Annotated in this window: 26 protein-coding genes and 2 pseudogenes; 17 read left to right on the top strand and 11 right to left on the bottom strand. The window is 67.3% G+C overall.

The features are described 5' to 3' along the window. The first annotated feature begins 1 nt into the window (after nucleotide 1). Entirely contained in the window at nucleotides 2–1,057 is a 1,056-nt protein-coding gene (locus MNAB215_RS08955; protein WP_083746072.1) for an NHL repeat-containing protein, read from the top strand. Between the two features lie 14 nt (nucleotides 1,058–1,071). On the opposite strand, the gene MNAB215_RS08950 is transcribed toward MNAB215_RS08955, so the two are convergent. The 5 genes and pseudogenes from MNAB215_RS08950 to MNAB215_RS08930 form a co-directional block, all read right to left on the bottom strand. Beyond that, a complete protein-coding gene (locus MNAB215_RS08950) occupies nucleotides 1,072–2,403 on the bottom strand; it encodes a PPE family protein, SVP subgroup (protein ID WP_077078585.1) in 1,332 nt (443 codons plus the stop codon). A 409-nt stretch (nucleotides 2,404–2,812) separates the two neighbouring features. Then, nucleotides 2,813–3,154 carry a GNAT family N-acetyltransferase gene (locus tag MNAB215_RS08945; protein ID WP_077078586.1) on the bottom strand — a complete coding sequence of 114 codons (342 nt, stop codon included), beginning with the start codon at nucleotides 3,152–3,154 and terminating at the stop codon, nucleotides 2,813–2,815. Further along, nucleotides 3,151–3,660: pseudogene (locus MNAB215_RS08940) on the bottom strand (pirin-like C-terminal cupin domain-containing protein); the annotation flags it as partial. The gene MNAB215_RS08945 and the pseudogene MNAB215_RS08940, both read right to left, overlap by 4 nt. A 197-nt stretch (nucleotides 3,661–3,857) precedes the next feature. Continuing rightward, nucleotides 3,858–5,240: an acyl-CoA dehydrogenase family protein gene (locus MNAB215_RS08935; RefSeq protein WP_077078587.1), complete on the bottom strand. Its 1,383-nt coding sequence runs from the start codon at nucleotides 5,238–5,240 to the stop codon at nucleotides 3,858–3,860. Between the two features lie 93 nt (nucleotides 5,241–5,333). Further along, nucleotides 5,334–5,750: a WhiB family transcriptional regulator gene (locus MNAB215_RS08930; protein WP_077078588.1), complete on the bottom strand. Its 417-nt coding sequence runs from the start codon at nucleotides 5,748–5,750 to the stop codon at nucleotides 5,334–5,336. A 143-nt stretch (nucleotides 5,751–5,893) separates the two neighbouring features. On the opposite strand from MNAB215_RS08930, the gene MNAB215_RS08925 reads away from it, so the two are divergent. The 6 genes from MNAB215_RS08925 (at nucleotide 5,894) to MNAB215_RS08900 (ending at nucleotide 10,116) form a co-directional block, all read left to right on the top strand. Further along, nucleotides 5,894–6,682, top strand: coding sequence for a helix-turn-helix domain-containing protein (locus MNAB215_RS08925; protein ID WP_077078589.1), 789 nt, complete (start codon nucleotides 5,894–5,896; stop codon nucleotides 6,680–6,682). After that, nucleotides 6,679–7,509 carry a C40 family peptidase gene (locus MNAB215_RS08920; RefSeq protein ID WP_077078590.1) on the top strand — a complete coding sequence of 277 codons (831 nt, stop codon included), beginning with the start codon at nucleotides 6,679–6,681 and terminating at the stop codon, nucleotides 7,507–7,509. Before MNAB215_RS08925 ends, MNAB215_RS08920 begins: the two co-directional genes overlap by 4 nt. A gap of 26 nt (nucleotides 7,510–7,535) precedes the next feature. Then, a complete protein-coding gene (locus MNAB215_RS08915; protein WP_077078591.1) occupies nucleotides 7,536–7,892 on the top strand; it encodes a DUF4226 domain-containing protein in 357 nt (118 codons plus the stop codon). Between the two features lie 136 nt (nucleotides 7,893–8,028). Next, nucleotides 8,029–9,444, top strand: a complete 1,416-nt coding sequence (locus tag MNAB215_RS08910) for a DUF4226 domain-containing protein (RefSeq protein WP_077078592.1) — start codon at nucleotides 8,029–8,031, stop codon at nucleotides 9,442–9,444. Nucleotides 9,445–9,490: 46 nt separating this feature from the next. Then, nucleotides 9,491–9,808 carry an ESX-1 secretion-associated protein gene (locus MNAB215_RS08905; protein ID WP_077078593.1) on the top strand — a complete coding sequence of 106 codons (318 nt, stop codon included), beginning with the start codon at nucleotides 9,491–9,493 and terminating at the stop codon, nucleotides 9,806–9,808. After that, nucleotides 9,805–10,116, top strand: coding sequence for a DUF2694 family protein (locus tag MNAB215_RS08900; protein WP_077078594.1), 312 nt, complete (start codon nucleotides 9,805–9,807; stop codon nucleotides 10,114–10,116). Before MNAB215_RS08905 ends, MNAB215_RS08900 begins: the two co-directional genes overlap by 4 nt. 23 nt (nucleotides 10,117–10,139) lie before the next feature. Here MNAB215_RS08900 and MNAB215_RS29680 read toward each other — a convergent pair whose 3' ends face one another. Continuing rightward, nucleotides 10,140–10,283: a hypothetical protein gene (locus MNAB215_RS29680; protein ID WP_165691554.1), complete on the bottom strand. Its 144-nt coding sequence runs from the start codon at nucleotides 10,281–10,283 to the stop codon at nucleotides 10,140–10,142. Between the two features lie 82 nt (nucleotides 10,284–10,365). Here MNAB215_RS29680 and MNAB215_RS30665 point away from each other — a divergent pair. From MNAB215_RS30665 to MNAB215_RS08870, 7 genes and pseudogenes are all read left to right on the top strand, one after another. Continuing rightward, nucleotides 10,366–10,707 (top strand): annotated as a pseudogene (locus tag MNAB215_RS30665) (hypothetical protein); the annotation flags it as partial. A gap of 255 nt (nucleotides 10,708–10,962) precedes the next feature. After that, nucleotides 10,963–12,114, top strand: a complete 1,152-nt coding sequence (locus tag MNAB215_RS08895; RefSeq protein ID WP_342743249.1) for a DUF5631 domain-containing protein — start codon at nucleotides 10,963–10,965, stop codon at nucleotides 12,112–12,114. A 52-nt stretch (nucleotides 12,115–12,166) separates the two neighbouring features. Then, nucleotides 12,167–12,496 (top strand): DUF2710 family protein, encoded by a 330-nt coding sequence (locus tag MNAB215_RS08890; RefSeq protein ID WP_108637734.1) that lies wholly within the window; start codon nucleotides 12,167–12,169, stop codon nucleotides 12,494–12,496. Nucleotides 12,497–12,547: 51 nt separating this feature from the next. Then, nucleotides 12,548–14,038 carry a type VII secretion protein EccB gene (gene eccB / locus MNAB215_RS08885; RefSeq protein WP_077081886.1) on the top strand — a complete coding sequence of 497 codons (1,491 nt, stop codon included), beginning with the start codon at nucleotides 12,548–12,550 and terminating at the stop codon, nucleotides 14,036–14,038. Nucleotides 14,039–14,040: 2 nt separating this feature from the next. Continuing rightward, nucleotides 14,041–18,120 carry a type VII secretion protein EccCa gene (gene eccCa / locus MNAB215_RS08880; RefSeq protein WP_077078597.1) on the top strand — a complete coding sequence of 1,360 codons (4,080 nt, stop codon included), beginning with the start codon at nucleotides 14,041–14,043 and terminating at the stop codon, nucleotides 18,118–18,120. A 176-nt stretch (nucleotides 18,121–18,296) separates the two neighbouring features. Further along, complete coding sequence (locus MNAB215_RS08875) at nucleotides 18,297–18,596, top strand: PE domain-containing protein (protein ID WP_425436429.1); 300 nt, start codon at nucleotides 18,297–18,299, stop codon at nucleotides 18,594–18,596. Between the two features lie 9 nt (nucleotides 18,597–18,605). Then, nucleotides 18,606–19,820: a PPE domain-containing protein gene (locus MNAB215_RS08870; RefSeq protein ID WP_077078599.1), complete on the top strand. Its 1,215-nt coding sequence runs from the start codon at nucleotides 18,606–18,608 to the stop codon at nucleotides 19,818–19,820. Nucleotides 19,821–19,823: 3 nt separating this feature from the next. On the opposite strand, the gene MNAB215_RS08865 is transcribed toward MNAB215_RS08870, so the two are convergent. Together MNAB215_RS08865 and MNAB215_RS08860 are read right to left on the bottom strand one after the other, a co-directional pair. Further along, complete coding sequence (locus MNAB215_RS08865; RefSeq protein WP_077078600.1) at nucleotides 19,824–20,597, bottom strand: TIGR03084 family metal-binding protein; 774 nt, start codon at nucleotides 20,595–20,597, stop codon at nucleotides 19,824–19,826. 10 nt (nucleotides 20,598–20,607) lie between these two features. Then, the gene (locus tag MNAB215_RS08860) at nucleotides 20,608–21,894 is read right to left on the bottom strand and encodes an MFS transporter (protein WP_077078603.1); all 1,287 of its coding nucleotides are present in this window, start codon (nucleotides 21,892–21,894) and stop codon (nucleotides 20,608–20,610) included. A gap of 142 nt (nucleotides 21,895–22,036) precedes the next feature. Here MNAB215_RS08860 and MNAB215_RS08855 point away from each other — a divergent pair, with 142 nt between their 5' ends. Beyond that, on the top strand, nucleotides 22,037–22,639 hold the full coding sequence (locus MNAB215_RS08855) for a YqgE/AlgH family protein (RefSeq protein WP_108637593.1): 603 nt from the start codon (nucleotides 22,037–22,039) through the stop codon (nucleotides 22,637–22,639). On the opposite strand, the gene MNAB215_RS08850 is transcribed toward MNAB215_RS08855, so the two are convergent. Next, a complete protein-coding gene (locus MNAB215_RS08850; protein ID WP_108637735.1) occupies nucleotides 22,636–23,622 on the bottom strand; it encodes a bile acid:sodium symporter family protein in 987 nt (328 codons plus the stop codon). The two genes, MNAB215_RS08855 and MNAB215_RS08850, sit on opposite strands and share 4 nt — an antisense overlap. 49 nt (nucleotides 23,623–23,671) lie before the next feature. Continuing rightward, on the bottom strand, nucleotides 23,672–24,016 hold the full coding sequence (locus tag MNAB215_RS08845) for a hypothetical protein (protein ID WP_077078602.1): 345 nt from the start codon (nucleotides 24,014–24,016) through the stop codon (nucleotides 23,672–23,674). A gap of 78 nt (nucleotides 24,017–24,094) precedes the next feature. Between MNAB215_RS08845 and MNAB215_RS08840 the strand changes: the two genes are divergently transcribed. Then, the gene (locus MNAB215_RS08840) at nucleotides 24,095–24,439 is read left to right on the top strand and encodes a hypothetical protein (RefSeq protein WP_077078602.1); all 345 of its coding nucleotides are present in this window, start codon (nucleotides 24,095–24,097) and stop codon (nucleotides 24,437–24,439) included. 49 nt (nucleotides 24,440–24,488) lie between these two features. After that, nucleotides 24,489–25,475 (top strand): bile acid:sodium symporter family protein, encoded by a 987-nt coding sequence (locus MNAB215_RS08835; RefSeq protein WP_108637735.1) that lies wholly within the window; start codon nucleotides 24,489–24,491, stop codon nucleotides 25,473–25,475. Here MNAB215_RS08835 and MNAB215_RS08830 read toward each other — a convergent pair. Continuing rightward, nucleotides 25,472–26,074 (bottom strand): YqgE/AlgH family protein, encoded by a 603-nt coding sequence (locus MNAB215_RS08830; RefSeq protein WP_108637593.1) that lies wholly within the window; start codon nucleotides 26,072–26,074, stop codon nucleotides 25,472–25,474. The two genes, MNAB215_RS08835 and MNAB215_RS08830, sit on opposite strands and share 4 nt — an antisense overlap. Between the last annotated feature and the right edge of the window lie 39 nt (nucleotides 26,075–26,113).

Raw genomic sequence — 26,113 nt, 5'->3', positions numbered from 1 at the left:
GATGCCCCCAAAGCGTCCGGCTGGGTATGGTGAGCCGGTGGAGGGCAAGCAGGCTGGGCGGCACCGCACCTCCGAGAAGCCAGACGGTGATGAACCACCCGTCGAGCAATCTCCGCCCACTGCCCACTCCGCGCCTCGGCGCCCGTGGTGGCGGCGGCCACGCATCGCGATCTCGGCCGCTGTCCTGTTGGTGGTAGCCGCCGTCGCTGCCGTTGTCATCACCAGCCAGCTGGGTAAGGACCGCTCTAACGCCGCGCGGCCCACCGGACCCCAACGCGGGATACGCGTCTTTGGCCCCGAAATTACGCTGCCGTTTACCGGTCTCAACCATCCCGCCGACGTCGAGGTGGATCCCGCCGGGAACCTCTATATCGCCGACGACGACAACAATCGGGTGCTGAAGCTGGCGGCCGGGGCGAGCACCCCAATCCAGCTGCCGATCACCGGCCTACGTGCCCCCGAGGGAGTGGCGGCGGACGCCGCGGGCAACCTCTACATCACGGAGGTCAGGGACGACATCGTGCTGAAGCTGGCGGCCGGGTCGAGCACCCCGACCGAGCTGCCCTTCACCGGCCTCAACAAGCCGCAGGGGGTAGCGGTTGATGCCAGTGGGACCGTCTATGTCGCCGACACCGGTAACGACCGCGTTCTGGAGTTGGGGGCCGGGGCGCGCCAGCCGGTGCAAATGCCGTTCACCGGTCTCGCCGGCCCGGAAGGGGTGGGCTTGGATGCCGCCGGCAGCATCTACGTCACCGACTCGGGCAACAGCCAGGTCCTGAAAATGCCGCCCAAGTCAGGCCGGCAGGAGGTGCTGCCGTTCACCGGACTCTTTACCCCCGGCGACCCCAGCGGCGTGGCGGTGGACGGTGCGGGCGATGTTTTCGTCACCGACTACACCGGCAACCGGGTGCTGGAGCTGGCGGCTGGGTCGAACCATCAGGCGATGATTCCGATAACCGGCCTCGAACACCCCAGCGGCGTGGCGGTGGATAACGCCGGCAATCTCTTCGTCACCGACTACACCGGCAACCGCGTGGTGAAACTGCCGGCGCCGTGACGACGCCGCCGGGATCAGCTCGGCAGCAGGCGCCGCTTCTGCTCGGCGAACTCCTCGTCGGTGAGAATTCCGGCGTCGCGCAGGGAGAACAATTCGCGCAGCTCTGCGGAGATGCCCGTAATCGGGCCGCCCGCAGCCGCTTCCGTCGCTTCTTCCGACTCATCCTGCGTCGATTTCCCGGGCTTGCCCAGTGCCAGCCCCATCCGCTCCCGCACGCCTGCACCCCCGCCACCGGTGGTGCCTGCCATTGCGCGCCCAGCCATGCTGGCCAGGGCCATCTGGCTGAACAGGTTGCCCGCGCCGCCAGCCGCCGAGGCTTCCGCGGCGGCCGCGACCGTCGTGGTGGGTAATGCGACCGCGCTGAGGCGAAACTCCGGCGCGGCCGCGGCCCACGTTGCCGGCACCGACAACCTGCCGACCGACGTCGAGTCGGCCAATGTCGCTGCTGGCGAGCCGAGGCTGTTGATCACCGGAAACGACGACGGAGGTATCGGTGCATAGCCGGGCCAGGACTGGATTCCCGCCCAGCCACTGACGATGTCGTCGGTGTGGAAACCGGTCAGGGCACCCACAACGTCATAGGGAAGAGACACCGTACTGAGGGCGGTTCCCGTCGGGTCGACGAAAACCGAGCTCAGGTCTGCCACGAAATTCAGCTCGTCCATCGCCGACAGGGGTGCCGCGGTCGCCGCGGGGGCCGCGGGGGCCGCGAGATTGGTCAACGCGTTGGGCACCGCCGACGAGACGCTCTGTTGCGCATTGCCGGCGGAGGTCCCCGTCGCCCGAGACACCGCGGCCGCCTGCGCCGTCGTGCCGCCGGAGTCGGTGGTCGAAGAAGGCGTGCTGAATGCGTCCAGCCTGGTGGCCGCAGCCGACGCGCCCGCGTAGCTCTGCATGGCCCCGGCGTCTTGCGCCCACATCTCGGAGTACTGCGTCTCGGTGGTCGCGATCGCCGAGGTGTTCTGCCCGAAAAGGTTTGTCGCGATCAACGCCGCCAGCAGGCTGCGGTTGGCCGCGACGACGGGCGGCGGCACGGTTGCGGCGAACGCGGCCTCGTACGCGGTGGCCGCCGCGATCGCCTGGTTGGCCGTTTGTTCCGCCTGCGCGGCGGCGGTTCTCATCCAGGCAATATAGGGAGCGGCCGCGGAAGCCATCGTTGCCGAGGCGGGCCCCAGCCATGGACCGGCCGTCAGGCCTGAGATTGCGGACTGATACGAACTGGCCGCCGAATGCAGCTCGGCGGCCAGCCCCTCCCAAGCCGACGCTGCCGCCAGCAGCGGACCTGAGCCGGCGCCGGTATACATCCGCGCAGAGTTGATCTCTGGCGGCAGCATCGCGAAGTCCATGTCATTCCCTCCGGTCGAGCATTCCCATGCGCGGGCCATCGGTAAACGGCAAACAAACGCAATGCTACGGGGGCCGGTGGGCGCTCAGTGTCAATAATTTTGCTCACTAAGACTGTGAGTTAGCTGGGAAATGGCGTTACTCCCGACAAACCTGCCTCCGGAGCCACCCGGCGTGGGGACACGCAACCCACCAAGGTGGGCTGCAAGCTGGCGATTTGCTCCCACCAAGGGTCGGTGCGAGTAGGCCCGGCGAGAGCGGCGGACCGGCCATGGACGGGCGCTACGCCGCTGCGACACCCGACGTCGGGTTCGCCACGAGTTGCTGAAAAGTGGGGCGTGTCGACCCGATTGGCCGGTATTACATCGCAGCAGCGACAGCCGGGCTGCCGGCCACGCCTTCCGCGGCTCCTCAGGTGGTCGGCTGGCTTTGCGTCCAGCTGACGATTTCGGGCGTGACCGGGTCGGTGATGTCCTCGTATTCGGGATGCTTCTGGAGGACCGTCTCGACCATGGAGCACACCGGGACGATCCGCTTGCCGGCGCCCCGGGCGGCGTCGAGCGCCTCCTTCAGGAGGATGGTTGCCAGGCCGCGGCCGCCGAATTCCGGATCTACCACGGTGTGGTAAAAGACCCGCTGGTCGCCACGGTCGAGAAAGTCAGCGTGGCCTGCGGGTTTCCCGTCGACGGCAATGGTGTAGGTCTGATGCCCAGCGGTGACGGTGGTTTCGGCGCCGGTCTTATCGGTGGTCATGTTGGATTCCCTTCTGTGTGTGGCTGATTGGGTAGCAGCCGGGTGGTCGGTAGCGGCGGGGCGGACAGTCGGGTGACCGGGCCCCGATATCCGGCGACGGCGCCGAAGCGTTCGTCGGCGTCCTGCCAGAGTTGCCGATAGCGGACGATTTCGTCGTGGCTGCGCGCGACGAAGTTCCACCACATCAAAAGCTCTTCGGTAAACGGTGTGCCGCCCAGCAGCACGACCCTGGCCGGCCGGTCCCCGACGTTGCGCAGGCGCAGCGCGGAGCTGCCCGGGCTTTGATACCCGAGCTCGGCGACGGACAGGGTCGTCCCCCTCATCTCCACCGTGCCCACATCGCAGAGCACACCGTGTTCGAACGCCGGGTCGACGTCGATGTTCACCGCAGCCTTCGCGTCGAGATCGATTTGGGCGCCCAACGGGGTGAACGTGTGCACTGGCGAGCGGCTGCCGGCCAGTTCGCCGAGAAACACCCGCACCGCGGCCCCCGGAACCGACACCGGTGCGTTGCACCGGCATCGCCCCCGGGCCGCCCAGCGGAACCTCGCGCGGAGACAGCACTTCGATGCCGGCGACCGACGTTGCGGCGCAGGCGACTTCGGTGGGTGCGGTCTCGAGGTTGCTCATCGTCCACTCTTGGCGCGGGCCTGAGGCGCCGATATCGCGACACTACCCGGGACCGGGGTGCCGTCGAGACGGACTACCGGCCCGGCGGGCGTAGCACCTGCATGGCCACCCGCATGATCGGCTCCGGAATTTGGTCCTTCACCGACAGCGCGGCATCCGCAGCGCGGGAACGCAGCGGTGCGCCCCGTCCGAAGATCCGGTTCAACGGACCGCCGGACGGCTCGAGCACCACGTGCAGCGGCGGAGTGCCCACCGCCGCGCCCAGCGCGTTCGAGATGACCATCCGCTGGATCTCGCTGGTTCCCTCAAAGATGGTGTACAGCTTGGCATCTCGGTACCACTTCTCGACCGGGTGGTCGGTGATGTAGCCCCAGCCGCCCATGGTCTGGATGGCGCGTTCGGTGGCCTTGATGGCAACCTCGCTGGCGGCGAGTTTGGCCATCGAACCTTCGCCTCGCTCGAATGGGACTTCGTTGGCTGCCATCCAGGAGGCACGCCAGGTCAGCAGCCGGGCGGCGTCGATCTGGGTGGCCAGGTCGGCCAGCGGAAACGCGATCCCCTGGTTGTCGATGATGGGCCCGCCGAACGCCTCCCGCTCGGTGGCATATGCCGTCGCGTACTCCAGCGCCGCCCGCGCGATGCCGATCGCTTGGGCGGCGACCATCGGACGGGTCTGCTCGAAGGTGCCCAGGGTCGCCGAGCCGGAGCGCTGTCCGCCGGCCACCAGTTCGCGGGCTTTGGCGAGCTTGTGCTCGAGTTTCTCTTGTCCGCCAAGCAGATTGGCGTTCGGCACGCGCACGCCGTTGAATCGTAGCTCCGCGGTGTGAGATGCCCGGCAGCCCAGCTTGTCCAGTTTGCGAACCAGTTCGAGGCCGGGGGTGCCGCCCGGTACCACAAACAGCGCCTGGCCGCGGTGGCCCAGCTCTTCGTCGACCACCGCATTGACCACATGGACGTTGGCGATGCCGCCGTTGCCGATCCACATCTTGTGGCCGTCGATGATCCAGTCGTCGCCGTCGCGGCGGGCGCGGGTGCGCAGATTGCGTACGTCGCTGCCGCCCTCGGGTTCGGAAATAGCCAGTGCGGCAAGCTTGAGATCGCCCGGGGTGCCGAAGCATTCGGGTGCCCACTCGAGCATCTGTTCCGGGGACGCCGCCTGGCCAATCGCCGACAGCGCGAGTGCCGGCATGACGATCGCCAAACCGATTCCCGCACAACCCCAGAACAGTTCCTCCATGAACATGGGCAGCGACATCCCGGTCGGGTCACCGATCAGATCGCGGTAGAACAGCGGACTGTAGAACCCGCGTTGGGCGGCCTCCTCGAGCACCGGCCAGGGAAACTCCTGGCGCTGGTCGTAGTCGAGTGCAACCGGGCGTATCACGGATTCGGCGAACTCGTGTGTCCGTCGGGCAAGGTCGTGCTGGGCTGCCGTCGGTGTCAGGTCGAACGTCATTGCTGTGCCTTTGGGTCAGCGGTCGCGGTCCTTGCCGACCACGACTACCCCGTCAGCTCAGTGAACAAACGTTCACCGTGTCCGGACGCGCTGTCAGGCGGCAGAACGCGGGCCAATCTGTGCCATCGGCAGGTGCAACACCATTGCGGGGGCCGGGATGGCCTCGTGTTCGCGGCGCGCCAGGAGCGCCGCGTTCTCGGGCAGCTGCCTTGAGCTGATCTCACCCGCGGCGATGCGGCGCAATATGTCGTGGGCCCGGGCGAGCTGGTGGCGCTTGCGGTACTGGCCACCGGGAAGCTTGACGCCGGCCCAGACGCCGTACTCCTCGCGGTGCGCGATGGCGTACTGCGCACACCGGCGCTGTTGCGCCAACGGGCACCGGCGCAGGCATTCGACGCGGGCCTCGGTGGCGGATCGCTCGTAGGCACGCGCCTTGGCCGCCCCGTCACCCTCGTCGTCATCGGGATAGCCGAACCACAGTTCCGGGTTGGCTGCGCAGGGGTGTCCCATCTCGGTCTCCTTGTCGGCATTGAAACGTAGACAGAAGCGTATACACAATCTTGGGACGTGCGCAAGAGAAACGTGACAAAAACGTATATCCGCTGACAAGGCGTACCCCCTGTGTAATATCCGGCCCATGGCCGGAGCCTGCGGTGAGCCGTGAATCGGCTGGTGCGGCGATCCGTGCGTTGCGTGAGTCGCGGGACTGGTCGCTAGCCGAGCTCGCCGCCGCGACCGGCGTCAGCATCATGGGACTGAGCTATCTGGAGCGCGGCGCCCGCAAGCCCCACAAAAGCACAGTTCAGAAGGTTGAGAACGGCCTGGGTTTGCCCCCCGGCACGTATTCGCGACTGCTGGTGGCCGCCGATCCCGATGCCGAGCTGGCCCGGTTGATCGCCGCACAGCCACCGGTGACCATGTCCGCTCGGCCCGCCGGGGCGGTGGTCGTCGACCGTCACAGCGACACCGACGTGCTCGAGGGCTACGCCGAAGCGCAGCTCGATGCCCTCAAATCAGTCATCGATAGATTGCCTGCGACAACATCAAACGAATACGAGACGTATATTCTCTCTGTGATCGCACAGTGCGTGAAGGCCGAGATGCTTGCGGCCAGCTCCTGGCGGGTGGCGGTGAACGCCGGCGCCGATTCGACGGGGCGCCTGATGCAGCATCTGCGGGCGCTGGAGGCAACGCGCACCGCCCTGCTGGAGCGGATGCCCACCAGCCTGAGCGCGCGGTTCGACCGGGCGTGCGCCCAGTCGTCGTTGCCGGATGCGATCATCGCGGCCCTGCTCGGTGTGAGCAGTGACGAGATGTGGGACATGCGAAATCGCGGCGTCATCCCCGCCGGAGCGCTCCCCCGCGTTCGGGCATTCGCCGACGGGGTCGAGGCGACGGCCGAGGATGGCAGTGACGGGGACAGTGGCGAGGGGGACGCGTGATCGAAAGCGATGTCGAGGCGTTGAGCCGCGCACACGAATTGTTCGCCGGCAACCCTCCCCGTCCGCCACTCAACGGCGCACACCACGGTGCATATCTGCGTCGCGCAGGCGTGCTGAATAGTGCTGTGGAACAAGCTGATTACCAACGCTGGGCGGACCACGGCCGGGAAGCGCTGTCGTCGGCAGATCGCACGGATGCCGCCGCGGCCCGCGTTATCGACGGTGCTCATCACGACCGGGCCCAGGCGCACGCGCTGACCAAGAGCGTCCTGGACGAGGCCCGCGCCGATGCCGTCGCTGCCCCGACGACACCGATGGCCCAGCGCGAGGCTGTACGTCGTCGTGTTGAGAGGCTGCGCGCGCAACGGACGCACGTCCTGGTGGCCAGGTTGCGCGCCCGCCGGCGTGCGACGGCGCTGCGGGCGTTGCGCTACCGGATGTTGCACCACCACGGGTCCGCGTTAGCCGGTTTGCGGCTGCCGTTGCCGAGCAGTCGTGCCGGGATCGCGGTGCGCGCGGCGTTGTCGCGCCTGGGCCGTCCGTATGTCTGGGGTGCGACGGGTCCCGATCAGTTCGATTGCTCCGGGCTGGTCCAATGGGCCTACGCGCAGGCGGGCCTCCACCTGGACCGCACCACGTATCAGCAGATCAACGACGGGATCCCGGTCCCGCGTTCGCAAGTTCGGCCGGGCGACCTCGTCTTCCCGCACTCCGGACATGTGCAACTGGCCATCGGCAACAATCTGGTCGTCGAAGCGCCCTACTCGGGGGCCTCGGTGCGGATCAGTCCGCTCGGCGGCAACGTCGCGATTCGCCGGCCGATATGAGAAGTAACGATGAATAGGTTGAGGCCATGTCGGAACAAGCGTCGTTAGCCGCCATCCGGGCGCGGCAATCAGCGTTGGCGAGCCAGCATGGCTCGGTGGCCGACGCCGATCGGGTGCTGTCGGAAGTGATTGCCAGCGCTCATGCCGCGATCCGCGAGAGCATCAGGCGACTGGACGCGATCGCCGAGGAAATCGATCGTGCCGTACCGAATCATGCTGCGCTCGCAGCGGATACGCCGATGGGAGCACGCGAGTTTCAGAAGTTCCTGATCGCCAAGCAGCGGGAGATCGCGGCAGTCGTGGCAGCTGCTCACCAAATGGACAGTGCGAAAGCAGCTGTGCTGCAAAGCCTCCGGGAGCAGTACGTCGTGCCTGGCGGCTAGCCGGCGGCCGGGCGAGAGATTTCCCCACACCCACCGCGAAGTGAATTGTCGACGAGAATGCGGCAAAGTACTGTCACCCGGCATGGAGGGGTCGCGACCACGCCCGCACTCGGGCGCAGCGTTGCTTGTCTAGCCGATGTCGATGTATGACGAGCTACTTGCCACGGTAAGGGTTGTGCGTGACCGCACTGGCGATCCGAACGCATGGCAGGCCGGGCTGACACCGAATGAGCTAACGGCCGTGGTCACCCCTGCTACCCATGGAAACAACCTCGCCGCGATCTCGACCAAGATTCGTCAACAACATCCCGACCTGTTCGATGCACGGGCGAAACCGGAAGGCACAGGTGTATCGGGTGACGAGGAAGGCGCCGCCGCCGAAGCCATAGCTGGCGCTGAAGTCGCTCTGGCACATCAGAATTCAGCAAGCTCACAACTCGACCTGCAAGTGATTTCGGCGATCATGAACGCCCATCTGAAAACCGTCGAGGGTAGGGAAGCGCTGACCGCGTTGCAGCGCGAAACCGAGGCGGCGGTGCAGACGCGATCCGATTTGGACACCCCGGTGGGTGCCCGGGATTTCCAACGGTTTCTCATCGGCAAGCTCCGGGACATCCGCGCGGTGGTGATGACCGCAAGTCTGGATGACACGTCGAAGTCGGCGCTGATGGCCGCATGGACATCGCTGTATGACGCCTCGACAAGCGGACTCGGCGAGACCCGGCCCGCGGCGACCCCGGTTACCGCACCCGTCAATGCGACCGCCCCGCTGCCGGCGGCCCCGGCCGATGCGGGCGGTGATCCGCTGCTGGATTCGCTGCTGGCGGAGGACCCGGCGCTGCTGAACGGCGACCCGGCACAGGACCCGGCGGCGGGCTCGTCGGTTCCGATCACGCCGACGACGCCAAGCATTCCCAATCTGGGCGGGGTGCCACTGCCAGGTGTGGGCACGATGGGCGGTTGGGGGGCGCCGGGTGGGTTACCGGCGTCCGGACGGCAAGAGGGTGGCGATCCGTCCTGGTCGGGGCTGGACGACAACGGGCCGCCGGACTCCAACGACCCCGATGCCTCAGGCGATGAACCCGACCACGCGAAAGACGACGAGCACCACGACGAGGACACGTCGGCGCAGAGCCACGAGGCGCCGCCATCGGGCCCGACCGCGGTGACGCTGCCCGACGGCGAGACCGTGACGGCCGCCAGTCCGCAACTCGCCGCGGCGATCAAAGCCGCGGCCGGTGGGGTGCCGATCGCAGATGCCTTCGCCCAGCAGGGAATTACGATCCCCGCACCGGGGACCACGGTCAGTAGTCCGCTCGACCCGGTGCAGGTCATACCGGGAGATATCGGCATTTTCACCGATCGTCATGCGCTTGGCCTGGGCCACGGCAAGGCCCTGCTCGACGGGCAGATTCAGCACATCGCCACCGTAAGCGGCCCGAGCTTTCTAGGCTGGGAGCATCCGCCGGCCACCGCGACCGCGCCGGCCACGACCGACACACCGACACCGACACCGACCCGGCCGGCGGCGACGTCGACCACCGAACTGTAGGGAACCCGCCGGCCCGGCCGGCGTCGCAGGAAGAGGAGACAAACGGATGGCAGATCGAATCCACGTGGTGCCCGCACACTTACGTGAAGCCGCTGCGCATCATCAGGAGACCTCCGACTACCTACGCACCATCCCGTCGTCGCACGCCGCGATTCAGGAGAGCCTGGACTCGCTGGGCCCCATCTTCGGCGAGCTTCGCGATGCCGGGCGCGAATTACTCGAGCTGAGACGCCAGTGCTATCAGCAACAAGCCGACGACCACGCCGATATGGCGCACAAACTCAGCGTCTCGGCGTCGGCATGGGACCAGCACGAGGAAGATGCGGCCGGGCAGCTGGGCGGCATCGTCGACGGCGGTCGATGACCGACGCCAATCCCGCCTTCGACACGGTTCATCCGAGTGGGCACATCCTCGTCCGCTCGTGCCGCGGCGGGTACATGCACAGCGTCGCGCTCAGTGAGGAGGCGATGGATACCGACGCCGCGACCCTGGCGCAGGGCATTCTGCTGACCGCCGACGTCTCGTGGCTCAAAGCGCTACTGGAAGTTCGAGACGAGATCGTCGCCGCTGGGCACACGCCGTCCGCCGAGGTCCCCAGCCCGCGTGACCTCGATGCGGCCATCGAAAAACTGCTGGCCCACAAATTGCGTCGCCGCGACCGCATGGATTAAGCGGCCGCACCACACCGATCGTCCTAGAGCAGCCATCTCTTAGCGGCATCGGGATCGGGTGCGATATCGCTGGGCGGCTCGATGGGATTGGCGCCGAACAACTCTCGCGCCCGACCGAGCAGGGCGCGCACTTCGTCGAGTTGCTGCTGCAGCGCAGAATCAGCCATGGCCTCACGGTACCCAGGCCGTCGGGGCCGCACAATTCACCGTCGGCAAAGCTCGCCCGCAAGATGTCGGTACGCTGAACCGGTGGCGATCTTCGGTCGGAAGACGGCGCGCCAGCGCCTCCGGAGAGCTACCCGGGAATCACTGGCGATGCCGGCCTTCAGCTCTCCCATCGATTGCACCCCGTGGGTGATCGGTGGGCTCTGGCCTGCCGAACTATCGACGATCACCGACGAAAACGCCCCGCTCGCAGAGCATCTCAGGGCCGACCTGCAGCGGATTACCAGCAGAGCCAACGATGAGCTGAAGATGCTCAAGCGCGCCGGAATGGATGATGCGGCCCGCCATGCCGCGGAGGCCCGTGCCATCAACGAGGCCCGCGCCCACGCGGCGCGACGAGTCGAGTCGGCGATTCGCCATTTACGTGCGCGGAAGGCCCGCCCCGACTACCCGCGGTACCCGCCCAGACGGGCGGCTGAGCGTTTCCCGCACAGTGATCGCGACAAAACGGAAATCATCCCCGTCGTTCCGGCGTTGCCGGAAACCTCCGCAGACGGGCCCATCGCGGACCGCACCGAGGTCATCCCGGTCCCGGCAACCGAGCATGCTGCCGACGAGCCGGCCGCGACGACTGAGGATGCCGAGACCGCCGTCATCCCGAAACTGTGGGCGGTCGAGCCGGTGCCGCCGGTCGATGACGACGACGAGGATACGGGCGGCCGGCATCGAATTTGGGGTGAGGAGGACGGCGAGCCGGCCGCCGCGCCGGACGCCCTGGAAACGCCGGCCCCGCCGGAACCGCCAGCGGTCGAAGCCGAACCCGAGACCACCCGGCTGGAAGCCCTCGCCCCACCCGAGGAGCCCGCGGACACCGGCTTAGACCCGTTGCTCGATCCGGTGCTGCCGGTCGATGACGACGACGACGATACGGGCGGTCGGCATCGAATTTGGGGTGAGGAGGACGGTGAGCCGGCCGCCGCGGCGGAAGCGCCGGAACCGGAAGCGCCGGAGCCGCAGGCCCGACCGGACGCGGTGGTACTGCAGGCCGCGCCGGAGGCCGTCGAGCCCTTGGAAGCCGCCGTGCCGTTGGTGGACGGCGGGGACGCCGAGGTGCCGGAGAGTCCGTACGAGGTCGACGACGAGACCGGCGCGATCCCGGCAGTCGAGGAGCCGGCCGCCCCGGTTGCGACCGAATCCGACACCGAACGCCTGCAGCGGATCCTCGCGTTCGTGGTGCGCCAAGAACCGCAGCTGAACTGGGCGGTCGGCGATCGCGCTGACGGCACGACGGTGCTGGTCACCGACCTCGCCCACGGCTGGATACCGTCGGGCATCACCCTGCCGGCCGGCGTGCAATTGCTGGCACCGGCACGGCGCACCGGTAAAGCCTCCGCGATGCTCGGCGAAACGACGCGCTCGGCGACCTACACGCCAGGGGATCCGGTAGGCCGGCCGGCTGACTTCGCCGCGACGGAACCTTCGGTGCAGGCGCGAGAGCTGCCGGCGGTCGACGACATGGGCTGGGAGCTGGGTCGAGTCACGCACTGGCGCGACGGATTGCCGCGGCTCGTCCACACGTTGGCCAAGGCCGCCACCGCTGGGACCGGCGTCGTCGAGGAAGAAGCCGACCTGCTGCGCGTCCACCTAGACACCGCCCGGTACCAGGTGCTGACGCAGTATCCCGACGCCGACCCCGCGCTTTTGCTCAACTGCCTCTTGCTGGCGGCGACCGAAAGCAGCGTCGCCGGCGATCCGATATCGGCGAACTACCACCTCGCCTGGTTCCAGAAGCTCAATGAACCGCCGGCCAGTCGGTGGAGCGCGGAGTCGTGACCGAGCGTCACACAATGAATTGACGCTGGTTGGAGCGCTCGATGATACTGACATCGTGGCGGGGTCGGGCAGTCGCAGTGAGCGGAGCGACCTGAAAGATCGCGATCTCGTCGAAGCGGTGTTGCGTGAGCTGAGTGAGGCGGCCGACAAGTGGGAAGCCCTTGTTGCGCAGGCCGAGACGATCACTTACAGCGTGGATTTGGGGGATATACGGGCGGTGGCAAATTCGGACGGCAAGTTGGTGGAGTTGGCGTTGCATCCGGACGTGATGAGCGGCTACGCCCATGCGGAGCTGGCTGACAGATTGAACCTCGCGATCGCGGCGCTGCGCGAGGAGGCGGAAGCCGAGAACCAGGCTAGATACGGTGGCGACCTGCACTGACGTCGGTATGGATGCGGCAGGCCCGCATCGACCGCCGAAAGGAGAATGACTGTGCCGCTCAATCTGTCCAACCGGGACCAGAACTCGGGGCACCTGTTTTACAACCGGCGGTTGCGGGCGGCCATCACCCGGTTCTCGGTTCGGATGAAGCACGACGACCGCAAACAGCAGGCGGCGGTAGCGCTGTCGATCGTGCTCGTCGTCATCGGCATCGGCTGGATGGCCCTGCTTCATGTGATGAAGCCCGCGGGCCTGGTCGGTGAATCGGCCATCATCGGCGACCGGGATACCGGCGCCATTTACGCGAAGATCAACGGGCGCCTGTACCCCGCGCTCAACCTGACGTCCGCGCGGCTGGCGGTCGGCAGCGCCGGTGCGCCCGCCTGGGTCAAGGCGAGCGAGATCGCGAAATACCCGACCGGCCCGATGATCGGGATTCCGGGCGCGCCGGACAGCCTGCCGATAACCCCGAGCTCGGTATCGGCATGGTCGGTGTGTGACACCGCGGCCACCCGGGGCAGCGGGACCGCGCCCCTGGTGACGTCGATCGCCGGCCAGCTGGCGCCCTCCGGCCGGTCGGCGCCCATGGGTCCGGCGCAAGCCATCCTCGCGACGCATCGCGGCGCGACGTACGTGATCTGGCGGGGGCAACGCTCCCGCATCGACCCGACCGACCGATCGGTCACCTTCAATCTCGGGCTTGATCCCGGGGTCACCTATCCGATCGAAATATCGAACGCTCTCTTCGACGCCATGCCATCGACGGAACCCCTTGTCCTGCCAGCTATTCCGGGTCACGGGACACCGTCGCGGTTTCTGCCGGGCGTCGCGGTGGGCAGTGTGCTGGAAACCCGCGATGCGAGCGGCACCGTCAACGGTTTCTATGTGCTGCTGGCCGACGGCGTGCAGAAGATCACCAGCTTCGTCGCGGACCTGTTGCGGACCGCGAATTCCGAGGGTTCGACGACGCCGGCCCTGATTCCCCCGGACAAGCTGATTCAGATCCCGGTGATCGACGTGCTCGACGTGGATTATTACCCGTCCGGGAAGCTGGAATTCGTCGACACGTCCGCGAATCCGGCGACGTGCGTCGGCTGGGAGAAGCAGGCCGGCGACCCGCAGGCGCGGATCACTGTCTTCAGCGGGCGGGGCCTGCCGGTCCCGATCAGCATGGATTCGCATCTGGTGCATCTAGTCCGCGACGACCGCGACCCCAATTCGGCTGAGGCGGAACAGACTTTGATGCTGCCTGGCGCGGCGAATTTCGTGACGACCACCAGTGGCGTGGCGACCGCGGACAGTCGGGAAAGCCTGTATTGGCTTTCGCCGCAAGGGGTTCGGTACGGAATTCAGTCGGATCATCCGACGCTGCAGGCGCTGGGGCTGGATCCGCGTCTCGCCGTGCAAGCGCCCTGGCCGATAGTGCGTACGTTCGCGGCCGGACCGGCGATAGGCCGCGAGGCCGCCCTGGTGGCGCGCGACGTGGTGACCGGCGGCGGTGCCGTGGCGCCCGTTCCCGATTCCAACCAAAACGGGGGGTAAGGATGTCCAAGCGAGGTTTCGTCCGAGGTGGCCGCAGGCCACCGCCGAACGTTCCGCCCGTGCGGATCGCGGTCGCCGCGCCGCTGGCGCTGCCCGAACGCGAGCCCCGCAACATCCTGGTGATGATTGCGCTGCCGGCGTTGCTGGTGGGAATCATCGGCACCCTGGTGGTGATGTACGCGTCGGGGATCCGGTCGCTGCAATCCGGCTTCTTCCCGATGATCGGTCTGGTCGGGTTCGGCACGCTGATGTTCAGCGGCCGCTTCGGGCGGGGACGCCGGATCTCCTGGGGCGAGCAGGAAAAGCAGCGCCGTAGTTATCTGCGCCAACTCGACGACGACCGCGACGAAGTCCAGCGCGCCGCGCAGGATCAGCGACGCAGCCAGCTGTTCGTGCACGGCGATCCGCAGAACCTGGACACCGTCATCGGCGGTCCGCGGATGTGGGAGCGACGCGGCACCGACCCGGATTTCCTTGACGTCCGGCTGGGGATCGGCGTTCAGCAAGCCAGCGAGTCGGCGGTGTCGCTGCAGTGGCCCGACGTCCCGATCGGGGAAGAACTCGAACCGGTAACCGGGGGCGCCCTAAGGGATTTCATCCTCGAGCAGAGCAAGATTCGCGGGATCGGCAAGGTGCTGAGCCTGCGCTCGAAGCCCGGATTCAGCTTCATCGGCGACGAACCAAGCGAGCTGCACAGTTTCGCCCGCGCGATCATGTGCTCCCTTGCGGTCTATCACAGCCCCAGCGACGTCAAGCTCATGGTGGTCACCCGGCATCCCGAGCAGTGGTCGTGGCTGGTGTGGCTGCCACACAATCAGCACGACGAGATGTTCGACGCATGTGGGTTGCGCCGGTTGGTGTTCACCTCGCCGACCGAGCTGGAAGAGGCGCTCGACGCCGAGCTGCACCGCAAGGGCCGGGGGCCATGGACTCCCCCGGTCGGATCCAGCCCCACCTCGATGCCGTCGCCGATGGAATCACCAGCCGGGCTGGCGCTGGGCCCGCACTGGGTGATCGTCGACGACAACGTCGGCACACCCGAGCAGTGGGAAGGCGTGACCGGGCAGAAGGGCATGGCCGGCATCACCGTGTTGCGGCTGGCGACGCGGGCCGGCGTCGGCGTCGGATTCGCCGACGACAGTGAACGTTTCGGCCTGCGCGAAGGGCGACTCACTCACCGCGGGACGTTCTACGCCGTCGCCGATATGCTCGCCGAGACCACCGCCAGCCGGTATGCCCGGGCACTCGCCCGCTGGTCTCCGATGAGTGCTGGGGAGTTGTCGGAGACTGACAGTCAGGGCGGTGAGCTGTTGCGGGCGCTGGGCATCAGCGATCCGCGCGAACTCGACGTCGACAGACTCTGGGGCGAGAGCCGTGGACGCGGCGACCACAAATGGGCGATGATGCCCGTCGGCGTCAAGCAGGGCGGCGAGCTGCAGTACATCATATTGCGCGCCAAGGACTTTGGTGGCTTCGGCTTCCACTCGGTGGTGATCGGCACGTCCGGCTCGGGCAAGTCGGAGTACTTCCTGTCGCTGTGCACCGGGATCGCGCTGACCCACTCCCCCGAGTCGTTCATCGTGATCTTCGTCGATATGAAGTTCGAATCGGCGGCCCAAGACCTGCAAGGCTTTCCACACGTCGCGGGTTCGCTGTCCAACCTGGGCAAGGACGACCGACATCTGGCCGAGCGGATGCGCAAGGCCGTCAACGGCGAGATCGCCAGGCGTTACCGGCTTTTCAACAAGGCCGGAGCGCGCGACGCCAACGAATACGAGGAGATGCGCCTGGCCGGACGGGATCTGGAACCGGTACCGATTCTGCTGGTGATCATCGACGAATACCTCGAGCTGTTCATTCACCACCCCGAGTGGATCGACCTGGTCATTCACATCGGGCAGGAGGGCCGCGGCTGTAATGTCTTCTTCACCCTCGGCGGTCAGCGCCTGGACCTGTCGTCGCTGAGTAAAGCCAAGAGCAACATCGCCTTTCGGGTTGCGCTGCGCGCCGAGACCGCGGAGGATTCCCGCGATGTGATCGGCAGTGACGCCGCGCTGCATCTCCCGTCGAAGGAGAACGGGTACGCCTTGCTCAAGGTCGGGCCCCGCGACCTCGAGCAGTTCCGCTGCTTCTACGTGTCGGCCCCCTTCGTGGTGCCCAAGCGGGTCGTCAACGTGAACAAGACGGTGGACGTGAGCTTTTCCCAGCCGCGCGAACTCACCTGGGCGTATCAGCCGCTCAGCGACGCCGACAGCGAGGCCTTGGCCGTCGCCGATGAACCCGACGAACCCGACGAGTTCCTGTACCACGAGGACGGATTCCGGAAGAAGAAGCTGGTCGACGTCATCCGGGAATCGCTGTTGGCCAACCCGGCGCGCCCGCCGCACCAAATCTGGCTTCCCCCTTTGGAAGTCAGTCAGACGATGGACGCACTCGTGGGCGCCTGGCGGGGCAAACCGTGGTACGTAGACTACGGACAGAACCCGGGCCTGGTCTTCCCGGTCGGTGTGGTGGACATCCCCGAAGAGCACTCCCAGCGGGTGCACGCGATGGATATCGAGATGGACAACATCATGGTGGTCGCGACCGCTCAGCGCGGTAAGTCGACGACCCTGATGACCCTGGTGACCTCGGCGGCGTTGATGTACCGGCCCGAGCGGGTCACGTTCTTCTGCATCGGGGCCTCGCTGTACCCGGTCGAGGAACTGCCGCATGTCGCGTCCGTCGTCAGCCAGACAGATACGGAGGGGGTCTCGCGAACCGTCGCCTCGATCGAGGCGCTGATCCTGGCTCGCGAGGCGTCGTTCAAGCAGTACCAAATCGACATCTCCGAATTCCGCGAGCGACGGTTCGGTACCGAACGCGAAGGTGCGACCGATCCCAACGACAAGTTCGGCGACGTCTTTCTGGTCGTCGACAACTTCAGCGACCTCTACGACAAGGACGCCCCCACCGGCGATCGGCTGGTCACGATAGCCCGCCAGGGCCTGTCCTACGGGATACACATCATCACCAGCGCCACGGCGTGGCTGGTGGGCCAAAAGCAGCAGCTGGTCAACGTGTCCAACGCGCGTATCCAACTGCGGTTGAGCAATCCCGACGAAACGCAGATGGGCGAGGGCTTCGACAAGAGAAAAGCCGCCCGCAACACGTTGGACCGGCCCGGGTTCGGCGTGACGCGAGAGGGCCACGAGTTGCTGGTGGGGTTGCCGGAGATCATTTCGGCGAGCGGCGAGCGCGTCACGACGCGCGAGCTTGGCGCCGTCATCGCCGACGTGACAGGTGCGGGCAGGCTGGAGAAGCTGGCCCGGCTGCCCGAGCGGATTCAGCTGGCCCAGGTCATCTCGGCGTTCGCCGACAGCGAGGCGGCCTCCGACCCGCTCAACGTGCCGTTTGCGATCGGCGAAAGCGCCTTGCAGCCAACGTATTTACCGACGCGGTCGGTGCCCAACATGTTGGTGCTGGGCCGGCAGCGGTGCGGCAAGACCACGACCCTGGCCGCCTTCGGGCAGGCGATCATGAGCCAGCTCACCCCGGAGCAGGCGCAGATCACCATCATCGACCCCAAGACGTCGCTGATCGGCAAAATCCAGGGTCCACATGTGCGCGCCTACGCCTACACGGCCGAGGACATCGACGTGGTCGTCGACGGGCTGGCAGCAATCCTGCGCGACCGCCTACCACCGTCGGGCCTGAGCCAGGAAGAGCTGATGCAGCGCAGTAACTGGGAAGGTCCGCATCATTTCCTGCTCATCGACGACGAGCAGGAGCTGCGCCCGCACGGCGTCATCGGCAAGAACGCCGCGACCGCCCCGCTGTGGGGATTGATGGAACGCAGCCGCGAGATCGGGCTGCACGTGATCGCGTCGCGCTTGCCCGGCAACTGGGCCGGGGTGTCGGTGACCAATCCATTCCTGCAGAAGATGACCAGTTCGCGGGCGCCCACCCTATTCATGGACAACGACCCGGCAGCTGTAAAGGTGTTCGGCCGGGTGAGCTCCCAGCAATTGCCTCCGGGGCGTGGCCTGCTGGTCACCAACGACGGAGCGATGGAAGGCGTGCTGGTCGGAGACCTCGACTAGGCCCGGTCAGGGCGACTAGTCCGGCCGCAAAATAGGTGATTAGACACCCCCTCAGGGTGCCCATAGAATTAGGCAATTCCGCGACATTTTCGCGGGCACAACTGGGTGGGAGTTCGGGCAAAAGGGGTATACCCCTGTAGCTGCGACCAGCAATACGAATCACGGAGGGGCAAAAAATGGGCGGTCTATTCCATATGGCTTCAGACGCCGTCGACCTGTCTGCGGTGACAGAGGGCGGCATCAGCGAAGAGATGGCCGCCACTACGGCCGCCGGAGCCGCGGCGCTCACCGGGGTGATGCCGATGGCGCCGGACGCCGACTCGGTGGAGTTCGCGGCTGCCCTGAACGCGGCGGGTGCGGCCTACCTGGCCACCGCGGCCGAGCACGCCGGCCAGCGCTCCGCGTTCGGTGGTGCTCAGGGCCTGGCCTCAGTTACCGGAGTCGCGGCCGACGCAGCGGGTTCGGACCTCTTGTAGGCGGCTTACATGCCTGATCCCAGGTGGACGGGTCCGCCCGAGTTCATTGCGCTGATCTTCGAGGCGGGGACTCCCTTATCGACCCTCGCGAATAACGCGGTGTGGGTCACCGAGACGGCGAACAAGGAAATCGCGGCCGGTCTCTCCACCGTCAATGCGTTCGCCACGGCCACACAGTGGCAGGGCGTGAGCGGGTTGACCTCGATGGTCACCAGCACCGGCCTCAACGCCGGATTGCACAGCCTGGTGGGCTGGACGGCACACAAGATCGGTGTCACGCAGACCGCCGTCGAGGCGTTCGTGACCGCGAGGTCCGGGGTCATTCCGTCCATGGTGTCGCAGACGAACCGCGACGAGTGGACGGTGTTGAACGCCACCAACTTCTTCGGGCAGAACACTCCCGGGATCGTCGAGCGGGACACCGAGTACTTCGGTGAGCACTGGCCGCACAATTCGGGCATCGGCTGGTCCTACTCCGCTGCGCTGTCCGCGTTGGCAGCGATGCTGGCGGTTCCGCCGCCCCTGGCCCCGCTGGGCGCCTCCCCCGCCGCGCCGGCGGCCGCGGCCTCGGCGGTCGGTGAAGCCGCAGCGCAGGGCGGCATGAACAATGCGCTGCAGGCCTCTAGCCAGGCGACATCGGCTGGCGGAGAGGCCGCCTCGGCGCCCGCCGAGGGCGGCAGCCAGATGAGTTCGATGATGCAGATGCCGATGCAGATGATGCAGAGCGTGATGGAGCCGATGCAGCAGATGGTCCAGGCGCCGATGCAAGCGTTCCAGAGCATCGGTCAGCTGCCGCAGAGCCTGATGGGATCTTTGGGCGGGATGTTCTCGGGCGCCGGTGGGGGCGGTGCCGGCGCGGCCGGTGCCGGGGCTGAGCCCATCTTGGCCGGCGCGACGAGCGCGGGTGGGCTCGGTGCTTCTGGCGCGGGCGGTGTCGGCGGTCTCGGGAGTGGCCTGGGCAGTTCTGGCGCGGCACTGACCAGCTACACGCGTCCCACCAGCAGTTTCGAACCGGAGGCCGGTGGGAAAGCGGCGCCGCTGCGCTCCGGCATGCTCAACGCCGCCGAAGTCCGCGGCCCGACCGCCGCAACGGGAATGGGCGGGTCGCCGATGCCGATGTCGCCGGCCGGCATGCTCGGGCACGGCAAGGAGGGCGGGGCCGATGATAAGGATGTCACCCGAGCTCGCGTCGTCATCGGAGCCGACCGGACCGACTCGGAGTAAGCCCTAGCGACCCTTGCCGGGTGGACCGGCGAAGGCCTGCGCAATTTCCAGCCAGCGCTGCGCGTCCGCGCCCGACGCCGTGAGATCCAGGGCACTCAGCGGTCGTCGCTGAGTCACCAAGAAGCAGAAGTCCTCGCCGCTGCCGGTTACCCGCTGGACGGCATCCGTCGGACCCCACGACCAGGTGTCGCCTTCGGGCCCGCGTAGCTCGACCAGAAATGGCTCGGTCGGCGGAGTCAGATTGTTGATGGCAAACGCGTAATCGCGGGTGCGTACCCCGATGTGGGCGATCGAGCGCAGTCGCTCGGTGGCCGGCCGTTTGACGCCAAGCGCATCGGCGACGTCGAGGCCGTGCGCCCACGTTTCCATCAGCCGCGCGGTGGCCATCGACGTGGAGCTCATCGGCGGCCCGAACCACGGCAGCTTGCGACCCTCGGCGACCGACAGCAGGGCCTCGTGCAATGGCTCGCGGGTGACCCGCCAGTCGGTCAACAGTTCCGCCGGGGGCACCGCCGCCAGGTCGTCCGCGCCGGCGTCGACGAATCCGTCCGGATCCTGCGCGGCGGCGGCCAGCATCTCGGCGAAAGCTGCCTCGTCGGTCACAGCGGCGAGCGCGGCCCGGTCGGTCCACAACAGGTGCCCGATCTGGTGCGCGATCGTCCAACCCGCTGCCGGCGTCGGATCGGCCCAGCGTCCGGCATCCAGCGGGGCCACCAACGCGTCGAGATCATCGCTTTCGGCGCGCAGCTCGGCGACGAAGGGTCCTGGATCCGCCATCTTTGCCTCCCTAGCGCGCCTTCACGGGGTGGCTGCGCCGGCCGACGACGCTGTGCACGAGTAGCCCAATCAGATACAGCACCGACCCGATGACCACAAAGATCGGCGCTTGCCCGTCCGGCGGCATAAACGCCGCGGCCGTGGTGATCGCGACGATGAACGACACCCAGAACAGGGAGTCCTGAACGGCGAACACATGTCCGCGAAGGGCGTCGTCGACGTCCATCTGCATCGCCGAATCGGCGCACAGTTTGATCATCTGGCCGGTGACGCCGAGGAAGAAGCTGCAGCCGACCATGACCGGCAGCATCAGTCCGGCACCGGCCAACTGGATCACCGCGGCGGTGGTCAGGGCGCCGTTCACCGCCACGTAGCGCCCCCACCGTCGCACGGTCGGCGGGGTCAGCAGGGTCGACACGAAAGAGCCCAGCCCCGAAGCGGCGAAGAACAGCAGAGCGATCCCCAACCCGCCGAACGCGGGGTTCTTCGTGTGATGCGCCAGCAGCAACAGCAGCAGCGAGTTGATGCCCACCACCATCCGGTGTGCAGCCAGCGCGGACAAGGCTGCCGCCACCGTCGGCTGGCGCACAATAGTGCGGGCCCCGTGCAGCCAACCGGTGACGACCGCGTAGACGGCAGATCCGTGGATCGCGCGCAGCGTGTCGTCGGGCCCGAGCACCCGGGGGCCGAAACGCAACGACAGCAGCAACGCAATGCACACCGGGACGGCCGTGATGAAGATGATCGTCGAGGCGCCCTTGTCTCCCCCACCGACGAAAAAGCGCGGCACCAGCATGAAGTTGGCGCCCAGAAACGCAGCGATCGCGCCGGACGCGGTGGCCACCGAGTTCATCGTCACGACCTGCTCGCGCGGCACCACGTGGGGCAGCGACGCCGACAGGCCTGACGCCACGAAGCGAGCCATCCCGTTGGCCAACAGCGCCCCGAGCAACAGGGCGACCTCACCCGCCCGGACCGCCAGAATCGTGCCGATCGCGGCGATCAGGACCAGCCGGGCCACGTTGGCGCCGACCAGCACCCACCGCCTGTCCCAGCGATCCATCAGCGCCCCGGCGAACGGCCCGAGCACGGAGTAGGGCAAAAACAACACCGCGAAGGCGCGGGCGATCGCGCCGGGGTCGGCGGCCCGGTCCGGGTTGAACAGCAGCGCCCCGGCCACGGTCGCCTGGAAGAGGCCGTCACCGAACTGACTCGCCATGCGCAGCTGCATCAGCCGCCAGAAATCTGGCATGCTGCGCACCGTCCGCCACAACTCGGCGGGTGCACGCGATTGCATCCGGGTTTGAAACACAGAACCGACTTCCAGAAAAGGGTGGGCAAAGGTCGCTGCGCTCGGCGGCGCTTCACTAACAGTACAAATATTCGTCCGGCGGCCTTGTTTTCCCCGGGCGCTACAACCGGAATGCGATGATGTTCTGATGCCGTCCGAAGACCCCGAAGACTATGTCGCACCCGCCGCACAGCGGGTGCGTGCGGGTACCTTACTGCTGGCCAACACCGATCTTCTCGAGCCAACATTCCGGCGCAGCGTGATCTACATCGTCGAGCACAACGACGGCGGCACGCTGGGTGTGGTGCTCAACCGGTCCAGCGAGACCGCGGTCTACAACGTGTTGCCGCAGTGGGCGAAACTGACGGCCAAACCGAAGACGATGTTCATCGGCGGCCCGGTCAAGCGCGACGCGGCCCTGTGTCTGGCGACGTTGCGGGTGGGCGCCGATCCCGACGGTGTCCCCGGTTTGCGGCATGTGGCCGGTCGGATTGTGATGGTCGATCTGGATGCCGAGCCGGACCTGATTGCACCGCTGGTCGAGGGGGTGCGGATCTTCGCCGGATACTCGGGCTGGACCATCGGCCAGCTCGAGGGCGAGATTGAGCGCGACGACTGGATTGTGTTGTCGGCGTTGCCATCTGACGTCCTGGCCGGGTCGAAGGCGGACCTGTGGGGACAGGTGCTGCGGCGCCAGCCGCTGCCGCTTTCGTTGCTCGCGACCCACCCGATCGACGTCAGCCGAAACTAGCGCCCCTCCCCCACCGTCGGCACTGCCGTGTCGTCGGCCCGGCGCGCCAGCGCGCTGGCGATCAGTGCGCACACCACGAGTTGGATCTGATGGAAGAGCATCAGCGGCAACATGGTCAGCCCCACGGTTGCGGCGGGGAAGAAGACCAGCGCCATCGGCAGCCCGGACGCCAGGCTTTTCTTCGAGCCGCAGAACAGCAACACGATCGCGTCCCCCCGGTCGAGCCGGCACAGCCGGCCGGTCACGGTGGTGATCGCCAGCACCGCCGCCAGCAGTGCCGCGGCGACGAGTGACACCACGATCAGCCGCCCCACGTCGACGCTGGCCCAGATTCCTTCCACCATGCCCATGGAAAAAGCCGTGTACACCACCAGCAGGATGGACCCGCGGTCGACGACCTTGAGCAGCGCCGCGTACCGGGTAATCAACCCGCCGATGCGTGGACGCATCAGTTGACCCAGCCCGAACGGCAACACCAGCTGCATCATGATGTCGCGGATCGCGCCGCCGTCGACACGACTCGCGCCGCTGGTGTCCATCAACAGCACCACCAGCAATGGGGTCAGCACGACGCCGAGGATGTTGGACAACGACGCGCTGACGATCGCGGCCGAGACGTGACCACGGGCAATCGACGTGAACGCGATCGAGGACTGCACGGTCGAGGGGACCAGGCACAGAAACAGCACGCCGGTGTACAGGTCGGCCGTCAGCACCGAGGGCACCAATGCGCGCGCTGCCAGCCCCAGCAGCGGGAAAATCACGAATGTGGTGGCCAACACCAGCAGGTGCAATCGCCATTGACGCACGCCGTGGAGCGCCTGCTGCGGCGATAACCGGGCGCCGTAGAGGAAGAACAGCAGCGCGATGGCCGCCTTGGCGGCGATGGACACCATCTCGGCGGCGTGGCCGTGGGCGGGGAGCAGGGCGGCCAGAGCCACGGTCGCCGCCAGGGCCAGCAGAAACACGTCGATGATGGCCATCAGCCGCCTCACCATGGCGGCTCGGGCGCGACGGTGCGCAGGCGGCCGATCAGTGGCAAGTCTGCGTGCAGACGGCGCAGCTACCGGCGCAGGCGGGGGCCCCTGCGGCCGCGGTGCGCAGCGCAAAACGTGCGCTCTGCCACGAGCCGGCGCCCAGCGTGCCCAGCGCCCCGGCCACGCAGACGATGACCACCACCAGCGCGGTCTGCGGGGAGGCGGCGAGCGCGACCACGCCGCCGGCGGCCAGCATGATCGCGGCAGCCAACTGCGTCGGCGCCAGGGCGCGCAGCGCCAGCGCGGACGTGTCGACAACCGCAGGGCGGGAAAGGGACCAGGTTCCAAAGCCGGCGGACGCCACCGCCGCACACATGCACAGCACGCCCGCGATCACCATGGGCACACAATACGAAATGTGCTCGCGATGCGCTCGGCCGGCCGAGCGCATCGCGAGCACATTTCGTATTGTGTGCCCATGGTGATCGCGGGCGTGCTGTGCATGTGTGCGGCGGTGGCGTCCGCCGGCTTTGGAACCTGGTCCCTTTCCCGCCCTGCGGTTGTCGACACGTCCGCGCTGGCGCTGCGCGCCCTGGCGCCGACGCAGTTGGCTGCCGCGATCATGCTGGCCGCCGGCGGCGTGGTCGCGCTCGCCGCCTCCCCGCAGACCGCGCTGGTGGTGGTCATCGTCTGCGTGGCCGGGGCGCTGGGCACGCTGGGCGCCGGCTCGTGGCAGAGCGCACGTTTTGCGCTGCGCACCGCGGCCGCAGGGGCCCCCGCCTGCGCCGGTAGCTGCGCCGTCTGCACGCAGACTTGCCACTGATCGGCCGCCTGCGCACCGTCGCGCCCGAGCCGCCATGGTGAGGCGGCTGATGGCCATCATCGACGTGTTTCTGCTGGCCCTGGCGGCGACCGTGGCTCTGGCCGCCCTGCTCCCCGCCCACGGCCACGCCGCCGAGATGGTGTCCATCGCCGCCAAGGCGGCCATCGCGCTGCTGTTCTTCCTCTACGGCGCCCGGTTATCGCCGCAGCAGGCGCTCCACGGCGTGCGTCAATGGCGATTGCACCTGCTGGTGTTGGCCACCACATTCGTGATTTTCCCGCTGCTGGGGCTGGCAGCGCGCGCATTGGTGCCCTCGGTGCTGACGGCCGACCTGTACACCGGCGTGCTGTTTCTGTGCCTGGTCCCCTCGACCGTGCAGTCCTCGATCGCGTTCACGTCGATTGCCCGTGGTCACGTCTCGGCCGCGATCGTCAGCGCGTCGTTGTCCAACATCCTCGGCGTCGTGCTGACCCCATTGCTGGTGGTGCTGTTGATGGACACCAGCGGCGCGAGTCGTGTCGACGGCGGCGCGATCCGCGACATCATGATGCAGCTGGTGTTGCCGTTCGGGCTGGGTCAACTGATGCGTCCACGCATCGGCGGGTTGATTACCCGGTACGCGGCGCTGCTCAAGGTCGTCGACCGCGGGTCCATCCTGCTGGTGGTGTACACGGCTTTTTCCATGGGCATGGTGGAAGGAATCTGGGCCAGCGTCGACGTGGGGCGGCTGATCGTGGTGTCACTCGTCGCCGCGGCACTGCTGGCGGCGGTGCTGGCGATCACCACCGTGACCGGCCGGCTGTGCCGGCTCGACCGGGGGGACGCGATCGTGTTGCTGTTCTGCGGCTCGAAGAAAAGCCTGGCGTCCGGGCTGCCGATGGCGCTGGTCTTCTTCCCCGCCGCAACCGTGGGGCTGACCATGTTGCCGCTGATGCTCTTCCATCAGATCCAACTCGTGGTGTGCGCACTGATCGCCAGCGCGCTGGCGCGCCGGGCCGACGACACGGCAGTGCCGACGGTGGGGGAGGGGCGCTAGTTTCGGCTGACGTCGATCGGGTGGGTCGCGAGCAACGAAAGCGGCAGCGGCTGGCGCCGCAGCACCTGTCCCCACAGGTCCGCCTTCGACCCGGCCAGGACGTCAGATGGCAACGCCGACAACACAATCCAGTCGTCGCGCTCAATCTCGCCCTCGAGCTGGCCGATGGTCCAGCCCGAGTATCCGGCGAAGATCCGCACCCCCTCGACCAGCGGTGCAATCAGGTCCGGCTCGGCATCCAGATCGACCATCACAATCCGACCGGCCACATGCCGCAAACCGGGGACACCGTCGGGATCGGCGCCCACCCGCAACGTCGCCAGACACAGGGCCGCGTCGCGCTTGACCGGGCCGCCGATGAACATCGTCTTCGGTTTGGCCGTCAGTTTCGCCCACTGCGGCAACACGTTGTAGACCGCGGTCTCGCTGGACCGGTTGAGCACCACACCCAGCGTGCCGCCGTCGTTGTGCTCGACGATGTAGATCACGCTGCGCCGGAATGTTGGCTCGAGAAGATCGGTGTTGGCCAGCAGTAAGGTACCCGCACGCACCCGCTGTGCGGCGGGTGCGACATAGTCTTCGGGGTCTTCGGACGGCATCAGAACATCATCGCATTCCGGTTGTAGCGCCCGGGGAAA

This window comes from Mycobacterium numidiamassiliense, assembly GCF_900157365.1.
Classification (GTDB): domain Bacteria; phylum Actinomycetota; class Actinomycetes; order Mycobacteriales; family Mycobacteriaceae; genus Mycobacterium; species Mycobacterium numidiamassiliense.
The sequence above is the reverse complement of the archived record's forward strand: the minus strand, read 5'-3'. Positions and strand labels throughout refer to the sequence as shown.